This is a genomic window from Niabella terrae (assembly GCF_054783135.1).
Map to the genome: position 1 here is coordinate 186,731 of NZ_BAAGRD010000008.1, position 18,083 is coordinate 204,813.

At 49.2% G+C, this 18,083-nt stretch carries 18 protein-coding genes; 3 read left to right on the top strand and 15 right to left on the bottom strand.

What is annotated here, in order from left to right:
• Positions 1 to 11: 11 nt before the first annotated feature.
• Positions 12 to 596, top strand: coding sequence for a Crp/Fnr family transcriptional regulator (locus ACYVI9_RS08950; RefSeq protein WP_460763549.1), 585 nt, complete (start codon positions 12 to 14; stop codon positions 594 to 596).
• A 90-nt stretch (positions 597 to 686) separates the two neighbouring features.
• The gene (locus ACYVI9_RS08955) at positions 687 to 1,556 is read left to right on the top strand and encodes a pirin family protein (RefSeq protein WP_460763551.1); all 870 of its coding nucleotides are present in this window, start codon (positions 687 to 689) and stop codon (positions 1,554 to 1,556) included.
• A 20-nt stretch (positions 1,557 to 1,576) separates the two neighbouring features.
• Here the strand turns inward: ACYVI9_RS08955 and ACYVI9_RS08960 are convergent, their stop codons facing one another.
• The 10 genes from ACYVI9_RS08960 to tsaE form a co-directional block, all read right to left on the bottom strand.
• Entirely contained in the window at positions 1,577 to 2,098 is a 522-nt protein-coding gene (locus ACYVI9_RS08960) for a GNAT family N-acetyltransferase (RefSeq protein WP_460763554.1), read from the bottom strand.
• Positions 2,099 to 2,140: 42 nt separating this feature from the next.
• Positions 2,141 to 2,551 carry a hypothetical protein gene (locus ACYVI9_RS08965; protein ID WP_460763556.1) on the bottom strand — a complete coding sequence of 137 codons (411 nt, stop codon included), beginning with the start codon at positions 2,549 to 2,551 and terminating at the stop codon, positions 2,141 to 2,143.
• A 29-nt stretch (positions 2,552 to 2,580) separates the two neighbouring features.
• Positions 2,581 to 3,159, bottom strand: coding sequence for a methyltransferase family protein (locus tag ACYVI9_RS08970; protein WP_460763559.1), 579 nt, complete (start codon positions 3,157 to 3,159; stop codon positions 2,581 to 2,583).
• A gap of 53 nt (positions 3,160 to 3,212) precedes the next feature.
• On the bottom strand, positions 3,213 to 3,599 hold the full coding sequence (locus tag ACYVI9_RS08975; RefSeq protein ID WP_460763562.1) for a DoxX family protein: 387 nt from the start codon (positions 3,597 to 3,599) through the stop codon (positions 3,213 to 3,215).
• Positions 3,596 to 4,069 carry an SRPBCC domain-containing protein gene (locus ACYVI9_RS08980; RefSeq protein ID WP_460763564.1) on the bottom strand — a complete coding sequence of 158 codons (474 nt, stop codon included), beginning with the start codon at positions 4,067 to 4,069 and terminating at the stop codon, positions 3,596 to 3,598. The genes ACYVI9_RS08975 and ACYVI9_RS08980 overlap by 4 nt, the downstream gene beginning before the upstream one ends.
• Before the next feature lie 2 nt (positions 4,070 to 4,071).
• Positions 4,072 to 4,395 (bottom strand): ArsR/SmtB family transcription factor, encoded by a 324-nt coding sequence (locus tag ACYVI9_RS08985; protein ID WP_460763567.1) that lies wholly within the window; start codon positions 4,393 to 4,395, stop codon positions 4,072 to 4,074.
• A 185-nt stretch (positions 4,396 to 4,580) separates the two neighbouring features.
• Positions 4,581 to 5,030, bottom strand: coding sequence for a DoxX family protein (locus ACYVI9_RS08990; RefSeq protein WP_460763570.1), 450 nt, complete (start codon positions 5,028 to 5,030; stop codon positions 4,581 to 4,583).
• A gap of 51 nt (positions 5,031 to 5,081) precedes the next feature.
• Positions 5,082 to 5,648: a Crp/Fnr family transcriptional regulator gene (locus ACYVI9_RS08995; RefSeq protein WP_460763573.1), complete on the bottom strand. Its 567-nt coding sequence runs from the start codon at positions 5,646 to 5,648 to the stop codon at positions 5,082 to 5,084.
• A gap of 40 nt (positions 5,649 to 5,688) precedes the next feature.
• Positions 5,689 to 6,900, bottom strand: coding sequence for an alanine dehydrogenase (locus tag ACYVI9_RS09000; protein ID WP_460763575.1), 1,212 nt, complete (start codon positions 6,898 to 6,900; stop codon positions 5,689 to 5,691).
• A 77-nt stretch (positions 6,901 to 6,977) separates the two neighbouring features.
• Positions 6,978 to 7,424 (bottom strand): tRNA (adenosine(37)-N6)-threonylcarbamoyltransferase complex ATPase subunit type 1 TsaE, encoded by a 447-nt coding sequence (gene tsaE, locus ACYVI9_RS09005; protein WP_460763578.1) that lies wholly within the window; start codon positions 7,422 to 7,424, stop codon positions 6,978 to 6,980.
• Between the two features lie 633 nt (positions 7,425 to 8,057).
• On the opposite strand from tsaE, the gene ACYVI9_RS09010 reads away from it, so the two are divergent.
• A complete protein-coding gene (locus ACYVI9_RS09010) occupies positions 8,058 to 9,875 on the top strand; it encodes a hypothetical protein (RefSeq protein ID WP_460763580.1) in 1,818 nt (605 codons plus the stop codon).
• Positions 9,876 to 10,098: 223 nt separating this feature from the next.
• On the opposite strand, the gene ACYVI9_RS09015 is transcribed toward ACYVI9_RS09010, so the two are convergent.
• The 5 genes from ACYVI9_RS09015 to ACYVI9_RS09035 all read right to left on the bottom strand — a co-directional run bounded on the left by ACYVI9_RS09015 (position 10,099) and on the right by ACYVI9_RS09035 (position 18,071).
• Complete coding sequence (locus ACYVI9_RS09015; RefSeq protein WP_460763583.1) at positions 10,099 to 10,356, bottom strand: phosphopantetheine-binding protein; 258 nt, start codon at positions 10,354 to 10,356, stop codon at positions 10,099 to 10,101.
• Positions 10,357 to 10,441: 85 nt separating this feature from the next.
• Positions 10,442 to 11,662 carry a beta-ketoacyl-[acyl-carrier-protein] synthase family protein gene (locus ACYVI9_RS09020; RefSeq protein ID WP_460763586.1) on the bottom strand — a complete coding sequence of 407 codons (1,221 nt, stop codon included), beginning with the start codon at positions 11,660 to 11,662 and terminating at the stop codon, positions 10,442 to 10,444.
• 109 nt (positions 11,663 to 11,771) lie between these two features.
• Entirely contained in the window at positions 11,772 to 13,871 is a 2,100-nt protein-coding gene (ligA, locus tag ACYVI9_RS09025; protein ID WP_460763589.1) for an NAD-dependent DNA ligase LigA, read from the bottom strand.
• A gap of 76 nt (positions 13,872 to 13,947) precedes the next feature.
• Positions 13,948 to 16,821 (bottom strand): TonB-dependent receptor, encoded by a 2,874-nt coding sequence (locus tag ACYVI9_RS09030; protein WP_460763591.1) that lies wholly within the window; start codon positions 16,819 to 16,821, stop codon positions 13,948 to 13,950.
• Positions 16,818 to 18,071: a 6-bladed beta-propeller gene (locus tag ACYVI9_RS09035; RefSeq protein WP_460763594.1), complete on the bottom strand. Its 1,254-nt coding sequence runs from the start codon at positions 18,069 to 18,071 to the stop codon at positions 16,818 to 16,820. The genes ACYVI9_RS09030 and ACYVI9_RS09035 overlap by 4 nt, the downstream gene beginning before the upstream one ends.
• Positions 18,072 to 18,083: the final 12 nt, after the last annotated feature.

The window sequence follows — 18,083 nt, forward strand, 5'->3', positions numbered from 1 at the left end:
AGATCAACTTTATGGCATACGAACTTCTGATACAGAATATAGAACGGAAAGTCTACCTGAATGACACCGACAAGAAATTGATTACGAATTTTTTAAAGGAAAAGAAAATCCGAAAGAAACATTATCTACTGCAGGAAGGAGACATGGTGCAAAGCCTGAATTTTGTGGTCAGCGGATGTTTACGCAGTTATGCCATTGATAAGAACGGTGTGGAACATATCCTGCAGTTTGCGCCCTGTGAGTGGTGGATTACGGATATGCAGGCCCTTAAATATAATCAGCCTTCCACATTGAATATCGACGCCGTAGAGGAAAGCACCATTTTGCAGATTCGACAGACCGACCTGGAGAACCTGCTGGATACCGTGCCGACGCTCGACCGCTATTTCCGGATCCTGGCAGAACGCTCACTGGCAACCTTCCAGCAAAGGCTGATGGATGCGTTAAGTCTTACGGCGGTCGAACGCTACACCAATTTTTGTAAACGCTATCCTTCGCTGATTCAGAACCTGCCCCAGAAATACGTCGCTTCTTATATCGGGATTACACCGGAGTTTTTGAGCAAAATGCTCAGCCAGCCGATGAAAAAGCACTAAGCCGCAGATAGCATCGGTTCCCGCCGGCTTAATCTGGATTATTCGCCGGCCGCAAAACCTGCTTTAGCTTTGCTGCTAAATTTTCAGGTTATGGAAAAAAAAATTGAAAGAATCGTTAGCCGTCCTGGCCATGCGGGCATGGTCGGCGACGGATTCAGGGTCTATAATTATATTCCTCGTGCAGGTATATCTCAGGAGCGGATGAGTCCTTTTCTTGTGCTGGATTTCGCTGCCGCCTTTCGTTTCGAACCCACAGACCAGCCCCGTGGCGTAGATGTACACCCTCACAAAGGATTTGAAACCGTTACCATCGCTTATCAGGGCAGTGTGGCCCACCAGGACAGTGCCGGCAACAGCGGGGTGATCCATCCCGGTGAAGTGCAGTGGATGACGGCCGGTTCGGGCATTCTGCATAAGGAATTCCACGAGCGGGAATGGGCGGCCCGAGGTGGTTTTTTTGAAATGGTACAGCTTTGGGTCAACCTGCCCCGGAAAGATAAAAATGTGACGCCCCATTATCAGGCGCTGACGACCGAAACCATTCCCCAGGTAACCCTGCCCGATGGAGGGGGCCGGGTTCGTGTAATCGCAGGAGCTTTTGATGGACAGAAGGGTCCGGCCGAAACCTATACACCAATCGATCTCTGGGACATACAGCTGAAGGCAGACCACCGGCTCTCAGCCGATATCCCGGCCGCCCATCATACCGGCCTGCTGGTTATTGATGGCCGGATCCAGGTGAACGGGCAGGAGGCAGCACCGCATAGTTTTGTTTTATTCCGTCAGGAGGGTGAAACCATCGAAATCACTGCTGATACCGATGCCGTGATCTTATTGATGAGCGGATTGCCGATCCAGGAGCCCATTGTCAGCCACGGGCCCTTTGTCATGAATAGTAAGGAAGAGATTTTTGAGGCGATCAGCGACTACCAGGCAGGCAAGTTTGGCCGTATCGAATAATGCAGTGGACAGCCGCTATCTTAGAGCTGGTCAAATGCCGCAGGATATTTTACCCGGCCGGTAATATCTTTGAGACCACCCGGCACCAGTTCAAGGGCCATAAAATATTTCGAAGCTACGGGATAGGGGCATTCTATCTGCCAAAGGGCGGCCTCCCTGAAGCCAAAGCGACTGTAATATTCGGGATGGCCCAGTACGATGACCGATTGATGACCCAACTGTTTTGCCCGTTCCAGTCCCTCAAAAATTAATTGTCCGCCAATCCCCTGGCGCTGAAAATCCGGTAGCACCGCTACCGGTGCGAGTGTCAGGCATTCCCGTTCCCTGCCGTCGTCTGCGACTACGATAATTCGGGTAAACAGCAGATGCCCCCGAATATGGCCTGCCTGTTTTGCTACCAGTGACAGGGGCGGGATAAAACCGGCATCCTGTCGCAGCAGGTCCACCAGCCGGGCTTCTGCCGGTTGTCCGAAGGCCAGACAATGCAATTGATGGATCGCTTCCCGATCCTGCCGCGTTTCAGGTATGATTTCGAGGGTCATAGTAGGGTAAATCAGTGGTTAAAATTATCGGACGACCAGGGTCTAGTCCTCTCTATTGTTCCGGTTTTTTTTTCTGCCCGCCATCTGGTGCAAACCGTACCAGATCAGTCCGATGATCAACAGCCGCATCCCCATATTTACCAGAATCGCAGGGTCGGCTCCCTGCAGGCAGGCGTAAACTTCCAGGATGGCCGTACTGCCATGAAAAATCATAAAACTGTAAAGAATACCTTTCAGGGCAGCCGCATTCCGGATCCTGACTGCATAGAAGGAAAGCCAGGCAATGGCCAATTCCGCAGCGGCCAGAAAATAACTCATCAGATACTGGTCCGGTTGCAGCCGGATATGGACCGCGGCCGGAATCCATGTCGGCGTCACAATCAGTACCAGGGCGGCAGCCAGGGTGAGCAGCCCATGGGCCAGTAAAAATATTCTAACAAAAGAGGTCATCATAAATTCATGGAGCGCAAAGAACCCACTGCTTATAGCAGGTAAGGTATCAACGCCGAAGTCCGCTGCTGGTAACGGATGTACGCGCTGCCAAAAATATCCGTAAGCCATTTTTCTTCTTTCTTCAGTTTGAACCAAAAAGTCACAAAAACCAACAGGACAGCGAGAATGGCCCGGTAATCACCGACAATGATCCCATTGCCGGCGAATAGGAGCAATAATCCGGCGTAAACCGGGTGTCGTACCCGCCGGTAAGGTCCCTGCTCTATGAGTTCATGCCCCTGTTTCTGCTGTACCGACAGACTCCAGTTGCGTCCCAGCAGATAGCGCGACCAGCAGGCAATGGCTGCCCCGGTAAATGCCAGGCCCAAACCAATGATCCCGGCGGTATTATTGTGTGCGACAAAATTTTCCCGTAACCAGCTCTGCCCAAACCATTTTCCGGGACCCAGCAACAATGCGGCGATGAGCAGGGGCGTCCAGTACAGGAGGAACTGTTTCAGCGCCGGCTCCTGCAGCCGTGCCCTGTGGCTGTTGAAGGCCGCCAGGCCCCAGTAGAGCAATAGCAGGACCCAAATCAGTTTAAGAAGAAGTTTGATCGTATCGTTCATGAAATATCTTACCGACTAACTTACGAAAACTTCCGGATCCCCCGGCATCTTATTCAGGCGGGACGCAGCACCAGCTTCCTGGTGGCCGGGCGCAGGTACCAGGAAAGTACGGTAGCCGTCAGCAGGGTGAGGGAGGGTACCGCTTCAGCCAGAGCGCCGCCCGTAATCAGGTGGGACAGGGCAGCGCCGGACATCACGAAGAAAAAACCGGCATAAGCCCACTCCTTTAATAATTTGAAACCAGGGAGCAGAATGGTTACCACTCCTAATATCTTCCAGGCGCCCAGGATGGACAGCAGGTACAAGGGATAACCCAGTCCGCTGACGATCTCATTATAGCCACCGATCTGAAGGAGTTGTTGAATACCGCCGGCCAACATTCCCAGCGACAGAAAAAGGGTAATAATCCAATAGATAATTTTTTGGGTTTTCGGATTCATATAGATGGGTTTAAGGTTTTAAGGGTCGTTTCCAGCCGGTCATGGGCCCAGCTCAGGCCTTTGGCAAAAGGCATCTGCAACTGCTGGTCACGGAAAGCCACCGATTTATAAAGTAGTTGCATCGTCAATTTGCTGGTCTTGGGCGTCAGCGCCTCGAACTCAAAGAATTCCAGTTGCACCGGCAGTGGGCCGTTTTCCATTTCAAAGGTCCGGGTGATCTTCCGGGAGGCTTCAAATTCCAGAATAACACCGCTGGCAGCAAAGACGACCTGGCCTTCATGAGCCGTTTCATAGCGCCACTGACCATACCGGTGGTTTTCCAGACAAATCACCTGGGTACCCATCCATTGTTCCAGTATCCGGGGGTCTTCATAAGCCCTGAACAGCAATTCCACCGGCAGATCAAATTCCCGGGTGATGATTAATTCCTGGCGGCCTTCTTCGGCCTGAATTTTTGTTTTTAGTTCCATTTTTAATTTTTGGGTTGATAATTTTTCATGATGGATTCCAGCTTGTTGAACCGGTCATCCCAAATCTTCCGGAAGGGCTCGATGAAATCGGCAATCGCTTTCATTTTCTTTGCATTTAAATGATAATGGATCTCACGACCGGAAGGCTCCGGGCGGAGCAACTCACATTCAGTGAGGATCTGCAGGTGTTTGGAAATCGTAGGCCGGGCGGTATTAAAACTCGCCGCAATCGCACCTGCTGTCATCGACTGACTGGCCACCAATAGCAGGATCGCCCTGCGGGAAGGATCAGCAATGGCCTGAAATACATCTCTTCTGAGTTTCATTGTGTAGCTATTTGACTACAAATATATGTGTAGTTATTTAACTACGCAAATTTTTCTTTGCTTTTTAACCAAGCCTGTTTGGTACAAGCTGATTGAGTTACTGGCCAGCCCACCAAGTAGCTCTTGGCCGGGAATCACATCCGTTGGGATCTTTTGGAGCCGATTTCAATGCTGCCGAAACCGGGTCAACGGATGACAAAATAATAAGTCCAGCACAGCAATAACAACTGGAAGGGTATCCGGAACCAAAGATAAGCGAGGCCGGGTCCGTTATATTGGCCGGTCTGATAATTCAGTTGCCGGAAGGCGGCATAGATATTGGCCGGCAGGATCAGGACCAGGAAAACCAGCAGCAACCAGCCGGTCAGTACCCGCAGGGCGGGAATCCAGATGCACAGGGCGGCTGCAATTTCAATCATGCCGGTCCCGTAAATCAATGCCGTGCGAAAAGGAACAAATTCGGGCAGCATCAGCGCCATTCCTTTTGGATACAGGAAATGACCCAGCGCGGTGAACAGCAATAGTGCCGATAGCGCCAACCGCCCGGCAAGCATCAGGTCAGATTCCGACCTGAAAATTCTGGTAGCTGCCAATACCAGGACAAAAACGATAAGTAGTAGAAAAAAGGGTTTCATTTTTTAGGATCAAAATTAGCAGTGCCCCTTCCTTGAAACAATGAACAAATGTTAACTAATTGATTTTCTGATCCGGCTCAGCGACTGCGGGCGAATGCCGATATAGGAAGCGAGGTATTTGAGCGGAATCTGGCGAACCAGTTCCGGTTGTTCTTCGAGCAGGTCCAGGTATCTTTTGGTCGCATCATCCTGTAAAAGCGACAACTCCCTTTTCATTTTCCGTCGGTACAGATTTTCTGCCACCTTTCTGCCAATACGGTCGCCCAGTGAAGTTTCGCTGTAAATCTGGTTCAGGTCGGTATAACTGATGCGCCAGAGCACCGTGTCCGTAATAGCTTCAACATTATACATACAGGGCGCTTGCTGCAGAAAGGAATCGTAGGCGCTGACAAAGCTGTTTTCAAAGGCGAATCCGAAAGTGAAATCGTAATCCGGTTTTGGTATATTAAACCGCAGGATGCCTTTTTCTATGAAAGAAAGATGCCGTTCTGTTTTTCCTTTTGGAAGTATAATGGATTTTTTGGCATAGTCCTCACAGCTGAGCCGGGAGGCAAAGTTTTCCCAGTCGGCATCAGAAATATCGACCAGGGTTTGAAAAATCTGTCTGATTCTTTCCATGGTACGTCTATACAGGATATGTAGGTGACCCGTTGTTTTTTTAACGTTGACTGGCAATCAGCAGATTCAGATCCGTAAATTTCAGGTTGAAGCGCTGACTCAGGTAGAAATCTGTCAGGTAACCCTTGAACAGATAAATGCCGTTGCGCAGATGGATCCTTTGCCAGATCAGATCTTCCAGTCCACCTTCATCACCAGCATCAATCAACAGGGGCATCAGTACATTGCTGATCGCCTGGGAGGCGGTACGTGCAAAACCGGAAGGGATATTGGGTACGCAGTAATGGATAACGCCGTATTTAATAAATATAGGTGCTTCATGCGTGGTGACCTCCGAAGTTTCAAAACAGCCGCCCCGGTCAATACTCACGTCAATAATTACCGCACCCGGCCGCATGCCACTGACCATTTCCTCGGTTACGACCATGGGGGTTCTGCCGCTAAGATTCGACAGGGCACCGACCGCCACTTCACAGGTACGCAGCTGTTTGGCCAGCAGCTTGGGCTCGATAACGGAAGTCCAGAGTCGCTGACCAATGGCATTCTGCATGCGCTTCAGGCGGCTGATACTATTATCAAAAACTTTTACTGATGCGCCCAGTGCCAGGGCCGCCCTGGCGGCATATTCTCCGACGATACCGGCACCTAGAATGATTACTTTAGCCGGCGCAATGCCTGAAATGCCTCCCAGTAATACGCCCTTCCCGTGATTGGCAGAGCTGAGATACTGGGCTGCGATCAACATCACGGCACTTCCGGCAATTTCACTCATGCCATGCACAATGGGATAAGAATTGCTGCTGTCCTTCAGGCTTTCGAAGGAGAGTGCAGTAATTTTTTTCTGCATCATGGTATGCAGGACCTCCTGGCGCAGCATGGATATATGGAGCGGAGAAATAATTGACTGGTGCATTTGCAACAGGGGCAGGTCTTCTTCAATGACCGGTGCACTTTTGACCAGAATCGGTGCTTTGAAGACTTCTTCGCGGCTGTAAACGATCCGGGCGCCGGCATCGCTGTAATCCTTGTCCCGGAAATGGGCGGCATCGCCCGCATTGTGCTCCAATGTGACCTGATGTCCGTTACTGACCAATACGCTGACTGCATCGGGGGTTAAAGCCACCCGGTTTTCCTGAAAAGCGATCTCTCTGGGTATCCCTATGCTCATTCCCCCACCCTTCGTTTTAATATCCAGGGTTTCTTCCAGCGTTTCGTAATTGAAAGAGGTACTGATCAGAGGCTTTTTACTCATGTGCTGACGGGGTTAAGGTATAAGCGATATTTAATAAGACTAGAAAATATTCAATGGCATCAGGATGCCAAAAATACTTATTTCTGCTCGATTTCCAAGCTACGGGTCCGACTGTCGCTATCGTGGTAGAGATAAATACAGACCGTGCCCTCACCAAATAACTCGGGTGCCCTTTCTGCCCATTCCACAAAGCAATAGTGACCGCTGTACAGACAATCTTCTATCCCTGCAGTGATCGCTTCTTCCTGGTCTTTGAGCCGGTACAGGTCCATATGATAGATCAGATCGGTAGCATTACCCATTTTGTATTCATATTCATTGATGATGGAAAAAGTGGGACTGCTGATGGTCTCTGTCACACCCAGTTTGCGGCAGAGTGCCGTGATCAGTGTGGTTTTACCGGCCCCCATATTGCCATTAAAGGCGAAGACCCTTTTTCCTTTCAGCTGCTCCAGCATCCAAGCGGCCAGCTCATCCAGTTCTTCCAGGGTATACGTTCTTTCTTTGAGGGTACTCGAATTCATGCTTTAAGGTTCAATAAGTTGAAAGTAATAGCGAACCGGGCATTGCCGGTAACTGTCGACTTTCCGGTATATTCTGTTGCTCATGTTCGTTTGAATGGCAAATTTCCTAAAACTAAGTGTAGAAAAATCGGGACGGTAAAAATAATTTCGGATTTCAACGCTGGCGCAGCGCTGTGACAGGGCTGCTTCCGGCAGATTTCGGTCCGGGCTGTTATGTTAATGTAGCAGCGATTCCAGGGAAACAGTTTCCGTTGCAGGGCCTGGCGGATGCATTCTATGCTGACCGGGGCAATTCTAAAAAGCCGTTTGCCGGAGAAACTATTGAACTGTTTCTTTTACAATGAGTTCGGACCATGTCCCTCCATCCGGAATTACTAAAAAAAATACTGGGTTTCTTCAGTTATTATGGATAATCACTCTACATTTGCATTAAGAATGACTGCAATAGCTACCTAACATGTTGGACCTATGGTAATTTTCAATTCAGTTATTTAAGTTAAGAAACGCGTCAGGAACGGTTAAAACCGCCCTGAATCCCTCCAGCCAGGATGACCCTTGTCATCCCGATTGGGGGTTTTGTGTTTTTTAGCGAAGCAGCATAATTGGAAAATTAATTTTTTAATAATAAAAACTATGACTACTCAAACTACCAGACTGCTACTGCTATTCTGTTTAGGATTTTCCCTGCCGGTAACGGCACAGAAAAAGCCGGTTAATTTTTTAATGGGCCAGCTGCCCGTAACAACGCCTCAGGTGAGCTATCCCATTACTGGTTACGGGGGTACTTATCCGACCACATTTAACTATACGATGAACTATGGAAAATCTGATGGTTCAACGGATGGCTTTAATACAATCGTCAAACTCTTTCAGGTCGACGGGGAAACCTTTAGTGTCACCAAAGCGGTACCGGGTGCCAAACCTTTCAGTTCGGTGATCATTCACCGTAATAGTGCGGTTGAAAAGACTACCGCCCTTTTTGAAGTAGCGCCGACCTTCATTATAGGCAATAGTATATACCTGCGACCGGATTATGTAGGAAGTATGGAGGAGCTGACTAACAGTTATATCGTCAACAGGGGTACGGATAATGTATTTGTAAACGGCATCAGTAGTACGACCAATAATATTGAACGATTTGACCTGATACTGGATCAGCCCATCAATACAGCTGGCGTTAATATGGCCACTTCGGGCTTTCTGTTGATGGAAAGGGGGGGTAATGATAATTTTAAACTTTCTGCGATTACCGGTCTTTCGGGCAGTACCGTCACCCAGCTCACGAGTTCTCTGGCGGTGGCTTCCAGCGCCTGGGGTGCTTCAACTACCTCTTTTTCGTCCATAGTTTTGCAGAAGACAGCAGGTATTGATACGGATCTTAAACCCAGTCAGAATATCGGTCTACAAACGGTTAGCGGTGTTTTTGTGCCCCTAAATCAACTGGGTGTGACTGCGGGAAGTATCGTTTATGGAATCAGCGTGTATGCCAACGACGTCAACCTGACCCCGGCACAATTATTAAATATTGCCAATTATCCGACGAATACCCCTGATGCGGGCAACGGCCTGGACTTTATGGCCGGCGGTGGCTTTTTTACCAAAGCCATCCTGATTAACGGATCGGTCTGGAGAGATGATGATGTCAATGCCGTCAAGAACGGTACCGAACCGGGCATGGCCAACGGGCTCTGGGCCAACCTGGTGGATCCGGCCGGCAATCTGGTCAGTTCAGTGGCAGTTAGCTCCACCGGAGACTACAGGCTTTTTGTGGCCGACAACAATATCAGTACCGGAAACTACCGTGTAATCCTGACCAATACGGAAAAATATGAAGGGGAACAACTCAGCGCAGCCGATGCACCCCTGAATGATTTTGGTTATACGGGCACCAATTTTAATGGTACGGCCAATCCGGCCAATCGCAGCGGGATCATTGAAATCGGACCCATCAGCGGCACCGATATTAATGGTGTTGATTTTGGCATCAATGCCACGATTTTGCCGGTAACTTTATCCGGGCTCTCCGCACTGTTCGACGGCAGTGCGTTACAGGTAAAATGGACCACCCTCAGCGAAACCAATAATGCGTATTTCGATATAGAATTGTCAAAAAATGCGGTGGATTTCACCAGCATAGGTCAGGTAAAGAGCCAGGCTACTGAAGGCAATTCTGATACTGCCATTCGTTATGAATTTAAAATGGCGGCTTCCGGTTTGGCCCTGCTGGGCGGCGGAATGCTGCTACTGCTTTCAGGCACTTTCGTCAAAGGCCGTCGTCGCCTGATGTTGGGCCTGCTGATCTTGATCGGCACCAGTGTAGTGGTGGTGTCCTGCACCAAAGGTGATGCGGAAAGCATTGACTATAGCCAGGACCTTTACCTGCGTATCAAACAGGTGGACAAGGACGGCACCCATCGTTACAGCAAAACCATCAAAGTAATCAAGCCCTGATCAGGGCGCTTACAGTAATAGATACAGTTAAGCATATCAACATGCCGGTCCCGTCTTTGGACCGGCATGTTTTTTTGAGCATAAAAGAGCCCCTGAAAGCGTGTCGGCTGTGCCCGCAGTTCATTGTAGGTAATTAAAGGCAAACCGGCCCGGGCGCATTGGCCGTGCGGCTATTACAAGAAAACAATCAGAAATTTTTTGGAGGCCGTGGCCTGAGCCTGACTTAAGCTACCACTTTTTTCTCGATCTGGGCCTGGATGTATTGGTAGAAGTCCGCGAAACTTACCAGTGGCAGAAAATCGCCGGGTTGCACTTTGAAATGAAAATTACTCTCCAGAGCGACGACCAGATCAATATAGTCCAGGCTGTCCAGATCCAGTACTTCCTTGAGACTGGCTTCTGGTTGTATCAGTGTCGGGTCCGCTTCAAATTCATCAACGAGAAAAGCGTTAGTTTTTTCAATAATGTCCTTCATTTCCATAATTTCCACTTTTTTCACGGAAGCATTCTTCCAGGCTACAACTCAGATAAAATCGGTTGTTTCAGGTTGTAGTTATTCTAAAAATTTATGCCCACCGCTTAACAATCAGGGTAGAATTAGTTCCTCCGAATCCGAAAGAATTTGACAAAAATACATTTATATTCTTTTTTGTAGTGTTTTTTATAATGTTGAGATGCCTGCTGTCCTCGTCCGGGTGTTCAAAATTGATATTGGGCGCAATAAATTCCTCCTGCATCATCAGTGAACTATAAATAATTTCACTGGCGCCGGCCATCCAACATTCATGTCCCGTCATTGATTTTGTGGAACTTACGGGTGTTTTGCAATCGCCGAACAGGGTTTGTATGGCGCGGGCTTCACTGGCATCTCCGGCAGGGGTGCTGGTGGCATGGGCATTGATATAGTCAATATCGGCCGCCTGAAGGCCGGCATCTTTCAATGCCATGGCCAGTGATCTGGCAGGCCCTTCTGTGGTGGGGTTGCTGATATGTTCACCATTGGAAGAGAATCCGTATCCGATGATTTCACCAATAATTGGCGCACCCCTTTTCAGGGCAGATTCCAGACTTTCGAGTACCACAGTAGCGCCGCCGCCACTGGGAATCAGTCCGTCCCGGTCCCGGTCAAAGGGCCGGCTGGCTTTTTCGGGCGCATCTTCCCGGACCGAAAAAGCACCCAGGGCATCAAAAGTTCCCATCGAAAGATGATTGATCTCCTGCGCGCCACCCGCAACAATACATTCCTGCAGGCCCATTTTAATCAGTATATAGGCCAGGCCGATGGCATGGGAACCGCTGGCACAGGCGGCACTTACCGTCAGGTTAATGCCCTTCAGCTTAAAGATGGTCGCCAGGTTCATGGTGATGGTGGAATTCAGGGTCTGGAAAACGGCTGCGGACCCTACCAGCATCGTATCTTTTTTTTCGCGGATCAGATCGGTGGATTCTACCACTGCTTTGGCAGAACTGTCGTTGCCGTAAAGGATGCCGGGCTGCACGGCAGCGATATAATCGGCATCGATACCCGCCTGTTGAAGTGCTTCGATGGTGGCCATATAGGCATATTCTCCCTCTTCCGGCAGCATGATCCGGGAACGCCGGTCCAGCAGCCCTTTCAGGGAAGGACGGTCCACCCAGCCGGTCAGTGCTGACCGGTAACCAAAGGATTTCCGGACGGGATCGAAAATAATACCCGACCGGCCTGCCCGAAGCGAGGCGCTGACTTCCTCCAGGTTTTTTCCGATACAGGAATAGATGCCCATACCGGTAATCACCACTCTGTTCATGCTACAAATGTAAAAGAATGTTTGAAGTTTGAGATTGGCCGGAATAATTCTTAACCCGGCTCAATACCCGGACTAGGGCCGGGTTGAAAGCAGGACGCTACTGTTTGGATCAGCCTTCGATCATTTTCAGAAAACTGGCTTCATCAATGATTTTCACACTGCCCAGTTTTTTGGCTTTGTCCAGTTTACTGCCGGCATCTGCGCCAACCACCAGGTAATTGAGTTTGGCACTTACACCGCTGAGTATCTTGGCACCCCGGGCTTCTGCCATGGCTTTGGCATCACTGCGTTTGAGCGTGGGCAGGGTACCGGTAAACAGGAAACTGATCCCCTCGAAGTCTCCGCCGCCGGCTGGTGCTGTCCCGGATTGCTGTAATTGTACCCCGAGGGATTCCAGTTGCTGAAGCATCTGCAGGTTATCCTCATTGCTGAAAAAATGACGGATGCTGCCGGCGACTTTTGGACCGATATCCTCCAGGGCCTGCAGCGCCTCTGTCGTGAAATTTTTCAGATCCAGCAGGTGATCGACCCGGCGTGCCAGGACCTTGGCGGTTGTCTCTCCGACAAAGCGGATGCCCAGGGCGAAAATCAGGCGGTGCAGGGGCTGCGTCTTGCTTTGTTCAATCGCTTCCCTGAGTTTTTCTACCGACCTGGCCCCAAAACCTTCGAGCCGGCCGATGGCTTCAAAATCCAGGGTATAGATGCCGGGAATATCCCGGAGCAGGCCCAGTTCATAAAACTTGCGGATATTGGCTTCCCCAAAACCCTTGATGTCCAGGGCATCCTTGCTGCCATAATGTATCATCCGTTCCACCACCTGTGCCGGGCACTCTATGTTCACACAACGCCATACGGCTTCACCTTCCTCTTTAAAGAGCTGACTGTCACATACCGGACAACGGGTCGGGAAACTGATTTTTTGTTCCTGGCCCGTACGCAGTTCGCTCAGGGGTTTGACGATATAAGGGATCACGTCACCGGCTCTTTCGACCAGAACGGTGTCGCCGATCATCAAATCTTTTTCGCGGATGACATCCTCATTAAACAGGGAGACAGAACTAACAGTCACCCCACCAATATATACCGGTTCGGTTTTGGCAACCGGCGTAATGGAGCCGGTACGGCCCACCTGAAATTCCACGTGCAGCAGTTTACTGGTGGCCTGCCGGGCCTTAAATTTAAAGGCGATTGCCCAACGGGGATGATGCGAAGTCATACCCAGCTGCTCCTGCAGGTCGATGCGGTTTACCTTGATGACCATGCCATCGATTTCATAAGGCAATTCATCCCGCTGTTGTTCAAATTCCAGGCAATAGGCAATCAAGGCATCGATATGGTCGAAAGTCCGCATTTCTTTGACCGGACTTCGGAAACCCAGCTCCCATAATAATTTCAAAGCACTGTCATGGGCCAGGAGTGCTGCGGGGGTGTCATGACCTGGCAACAGGGTATAATCGCTGATATGATAGACAAAGGCGTCGAGGTTTCTTTTGCGCACTTCGCCGGGATCCTTGATCCGTAAAGTGCCCGAAGCCGCGTTGCGGGGATTGGCCAGGGGCGCCAGTCCTTTTTCGATCAGCCCGGCATTGTAACTGGCAAAACTGCTTTTGTTCATCAGCACTTCGCCGCGGATTTCCACCTGCTGCAATCCGTACCGGCTGAACCGGGCCGAAAGTGGCAGACTGCGGATCTGTTTCAAATTGGTGGTAATATCATCACCGGCGATGCCGTCACCACGGGTAGCGCCGCGTACCAGCAGGTCGTTTTCGTAAATCAGCGAAATACTGCCACCGTCGAATTTTGGTTCGACGCAATAAATGAGCTGCTTCTGACCCGCGCCCTGCCGGGCTTTGCGGTCAAAATCCCGCAGATCTTCGGCATTATAGGAATTATCCAGTGAGAGCATCGGCACTAGGTGTGGTACTGTCTTAAAATTACCACTAAGGGTTTCTCCGACTCTTTGGGTGGGAGAATCGGGAGTGATCCATTCAGGATGCTGGTTTTCTGCGGCTTCCAGTAATTTATACAACTGGTCGTACTCGGTGTCGGCGAGCAGGGGATCATTGAGGTTGTAATACCGGTACTCATGAAAGCGCAGGACCTCCCGGAGGGCTTCTGCTGCCTGAGGCGTACCAGGGGCTTCGGATTTTGCGGATAAAAATACACGGGTGCTGTCCCGCAGGGCCGCCATTTGTTCATTGCTGTACATACTTACTGTTCTTGGAATTAAAAGTAAGATATTCGGCTATAATTCAGGTACAGCAGACTTATTTTTGATGGGCCGCCTAGTTGCGTATAATCATCATGCCTCCCGGCCTGGCCGGACGTCGGTTATTATTGCTGCCGAATTTTCTGGGATAATAGGAAAAAGTCAGCATAAAATATTGTTGCAACCCATTGGTAATCGTAGTGGTAGCTGAGTTTTCTGCGACAAAGTTGCTGATGTTTTTATTCTGATGCAACAAGTCGAATGCCGTGAAAGTCAATTCCGCTTTCTGCTGCATAAACCGATACACGGCATTGGCATTCCAGATACTGGCTTTAACGGAATTGCCATTGGCGGCGAAATTATTCTGATAGTTCAGCGAACTGTTCAGGCTGATCGCCTTGGTAATAAAATAGTTCGCATTGACCGAACTGGTATAATTACGGATTTCAGCCGGAGCCGAATTCAATCCCCGCTGCTGGCTGCTGTTATGGGAAATGGTTTCTCCCAGGGTAATATTGAATTTGTCGATCAGGCTGTACGTGGCACTCAGGGTATTGGAAATCGTTCTGTTCCGGGCAATGGCCGCCTGGTAATTGATAAAACCCGGTTGCGAACTATGGGACAGAGAATTTCTATAGGAGAAACTCAGGGTATTTCTTTTGTTCAGTTCTGTCGAGAACCGGGCATTGAAGCCGCCATTCCAGCTGGTCTGCCGGTCCACATTGATCAGGTAGCGGACACTGCGGCCACTGCTGTCGTAGACGGTATTATCACCGATGGCGTCGGTTGTATTGTTAAAGTTCAGATTAATGCCGGCGCTGTAATTGCTTTTACTGCCCCGCTTATTGCGGTTGATATCCAGCCGCCAGTTCAGGTATTGCCTGTGAGAAGGTTTGAGGTTCGGGTTGCCCGCCGTGATGCTGTACCGGTTGGTACTGTCTACAATCGGGTACAATTCATCAATGGAAGGTGGATCCATCGTCAGGTTGCTCCAGAGATTGGTATTAATCCTGAAAGCATTATGCTTTTCATAGTTGAAATTCATGTACAGCGAAGGGGTAAAGGCAGAGAATGTCCGGTCCAGGTTACGTTCCCCGATACTGGATTCATTCTGTAACCCCTGAAATTGCTGTTTGAGTTCCAGTCCGGCGGAAAACCAGTAGTAATAACGTTCCCAGACATTTTTACTGAAGTTTTTACGAAAGGCCAGTCCCGGTCGGTAATTCAGGTTCAGGGCCTGGTTGTCATTGGTGAGCAGCGCATTCTGCAGGTACTGGCCGGTCAGGGTATCATAGTCCGTAACCATGGAATTGTATTTCTGGCTGCTGACCGAGAACTCGTTTAAAAGCGCAATGTCGATATTAAAGAAATTGTAGATGCCGAAAATCAGGGGACGGAACCCATCATAATTAAAGTCCATCGAAAAATTATAATTCTGGTTGTCGCGTTGGTAGCGGCGATCAATCAAATCCGAAGGGATCGAATCGATATGGGAAATAAAATTGCTCTGGGTACTGCTATTGGTACGGGAGTTATTATAACCTCCGTTAAAAAACAGCATGAAGTTTTTCCGGGGATCGGTCAATTGGCCCGCATCGTTGGAACGAACAAATCCAAACACATTCAGGTTGTCATTGCTGGTCTCGGAATGATTGGTATTAATGGCCGTACTGGTGGCCAGGCTGTCATTTTTATATACATCGGTTTGGGACCGGCCATCATTGGTGGAAAACTGATTGGTATAATTGGCCGTCAGGTTCAGGAAATTACCGAACTGTTTGCGGTTTTCATACATGAACTTGACATTATTATCCGTACTGGTCCTGAGATTCTGATTCTGACTGTAACTGGACAGGGAATAATCGTCGATGGTTTTTATATTGGTGATATCAGATAGCATATTCTGCCGGGTATTCAGGTAGCCGTAATCCGTTGTCAGGCGGTTGTAAAACTGAGAATTTTCCGATTCAGAAAAACTGTGCTGCCACTTCAGATTGGCATAACTGCGCCGGGTAATCCCGTCATTGGCGTTGCCCCGTCCGCCGTAGAATATCCGGAAATTGGATTTGAAGGTATTCTGCTCAAAAGCATTTTCTCCCGTTCCTTCTTCCTTATTGATATTGTTGATGCCGACAGCAATGCCGAACTGGTTGCGCTTGTCGTAAGCCTGCAGTACCCCATCGCCCGTATAATGTTCGTCCGTGCCATAGCCGGCACCAATCTTGCCGAATATTCCTTTTTTCTTATCCTCCTTGAGTTTGATATTCATTGAATAGAGCGAGTCTGTCTTTTCATCGGTGCTCTGGACTTTGGAAAGATCTTTTTCCTGGTAGATTTGTATTTTTTCAATTGCATTTTTGGGCAGGTTCTGGGTGGCTGTCTGGGTGGCGCCGCCGAAGAAAGGCTTGCCGTCCACATAGACTTTTTCCAGTTGCCGGCCGTTCATCGTAATGGTCCCGTCGCCCCAGACCGTCAGTCCGGGCACCCGCATCAGCATGTCTTCCACTACGGCATTGGAGTCCAGTTTGAAGGCGTCCGGATTGATTTCCAGGGTATCGCCATTCATTCGCAGGGGTTGCACGGCCTTGATCACCACTTCTTCCAATTCATCGGCGCCGCGGACCTGCATATTGATTTTCCCTAGGTCCAGAAGCAACTGGCTGCTGTCCAGCGCAAAAGCCCGTACAAAAGGCCGGTAGCCGGTGTGGGTAATAATAAAATAAAACGGGGTCTTTAACGCCAGTCCTGCAATAGTAAAAGCGCCGTTTTCGTCACTGAGCTGGAAATCGGTAACAGTGGAATCCGCCTGTTTAAATACAGAAACCGATGCCGCCGACAGGGCATAATCATTAATTGAATCGTAGACAGTGCCTTTTACCGAGCCGGTATTCTTTTGGGCCATCAAAGCCACCGGCAGTGACAGTAATAACAGCAGCATTAGGTTTCTCATAGGTCTGTAGAATTGACTTTTAATTGAATGATGACCTGATTATCGTATTTATCCAGGCCTTCCAGTAGTTTTCGGATGGGCGCCGGCAGGACCTCGTTTTTTTCCAGCATATTGGCCTTTTCCTTCAGCAGGTCAGCCGTACTGATCGCACTGTACAGGTACTGATCATCGAATTCCATGATGCGGGAAAAAATGCTATTGGGCAGGAAGTAGATCGTACTGTCGGTATTAATTTTAGAACGGTCATAGAGCATATTATTGCGGTCATTGAACAGATAGGAATGGCCTCCGCGATTGTTATCACTGGTGGAGAAAAAAAACAGGTTCCTGAACGGGATCATATTGTAAAAGCCGTCAATGGCCTTGCCGTTTTTTTTGGTATAATTGGTGTACTCGATATTGTTCTTGAACAGGGTGGACTGAAAATCGGCCGGCATGGTATGTGTGGCCGGAAAAATAAACCGGTAGGCTACCGACAGCGAGTCTTTGGTCAGCCGGTAGACGGTATTGTCGTAGTTCTTATGCAATAGCAGTGCCCCTTCCTGCTGATCCGGATCAAAAGAAATCTCCATTCCTTCGTAATAAGGCGGCAGTTTTTCAATATTCAGAAAAGGAAAAAAACGTCGTACCACCTGGTTGCCCCTGGTTTCCAGTAAATGATAGCCCACGCTGTCTTTCAGGTATTTATTATAACGTTCGATATTCACCAGGTAATGGTCGTTGAAATAATACAGGCCGTTCAGGGCGAAGCGGGGTACGGGTAGGGATTCGGTCCGGAAAGCCGGTTCACTATTCAGGTACAGCAGGTCCAGGCCGGTGTATTTGGAAAAATCTGTCTGATCACCCGCTTCCTGCATCATTTTCTGGGCCCGGCCCTGCGGTATCGTATAGTTTTTATTCCGGCTGGTAATAAAGATGGCATCCTTGGAGGGAATGTATTGTATCGTAGCCAGCTTAAATCTTTTGCGGGTATATGCATGACGGAATTTACCCTGCCTGTCGAATAGCAGTACCCGGTTATTACCGCCATCCAGCACCACATAATACCTGGGAGTCACCAGAAAGCCACTCATATTGGTAAAGGAACAGGCTTTGGAGGTTTCCAGTGGGATCAGGTCCACAGCACTGAAGAACAGCGAAGACTTGGCGCCAATCGCATTATCGGGATTCAGGTAAATATTTTTCTGGGCAGATAAGCATATAGGCAAAAGCAACAGCAATCCATAGGCAATCCGGAATGGTCGTCTCATAATTAGAATTTG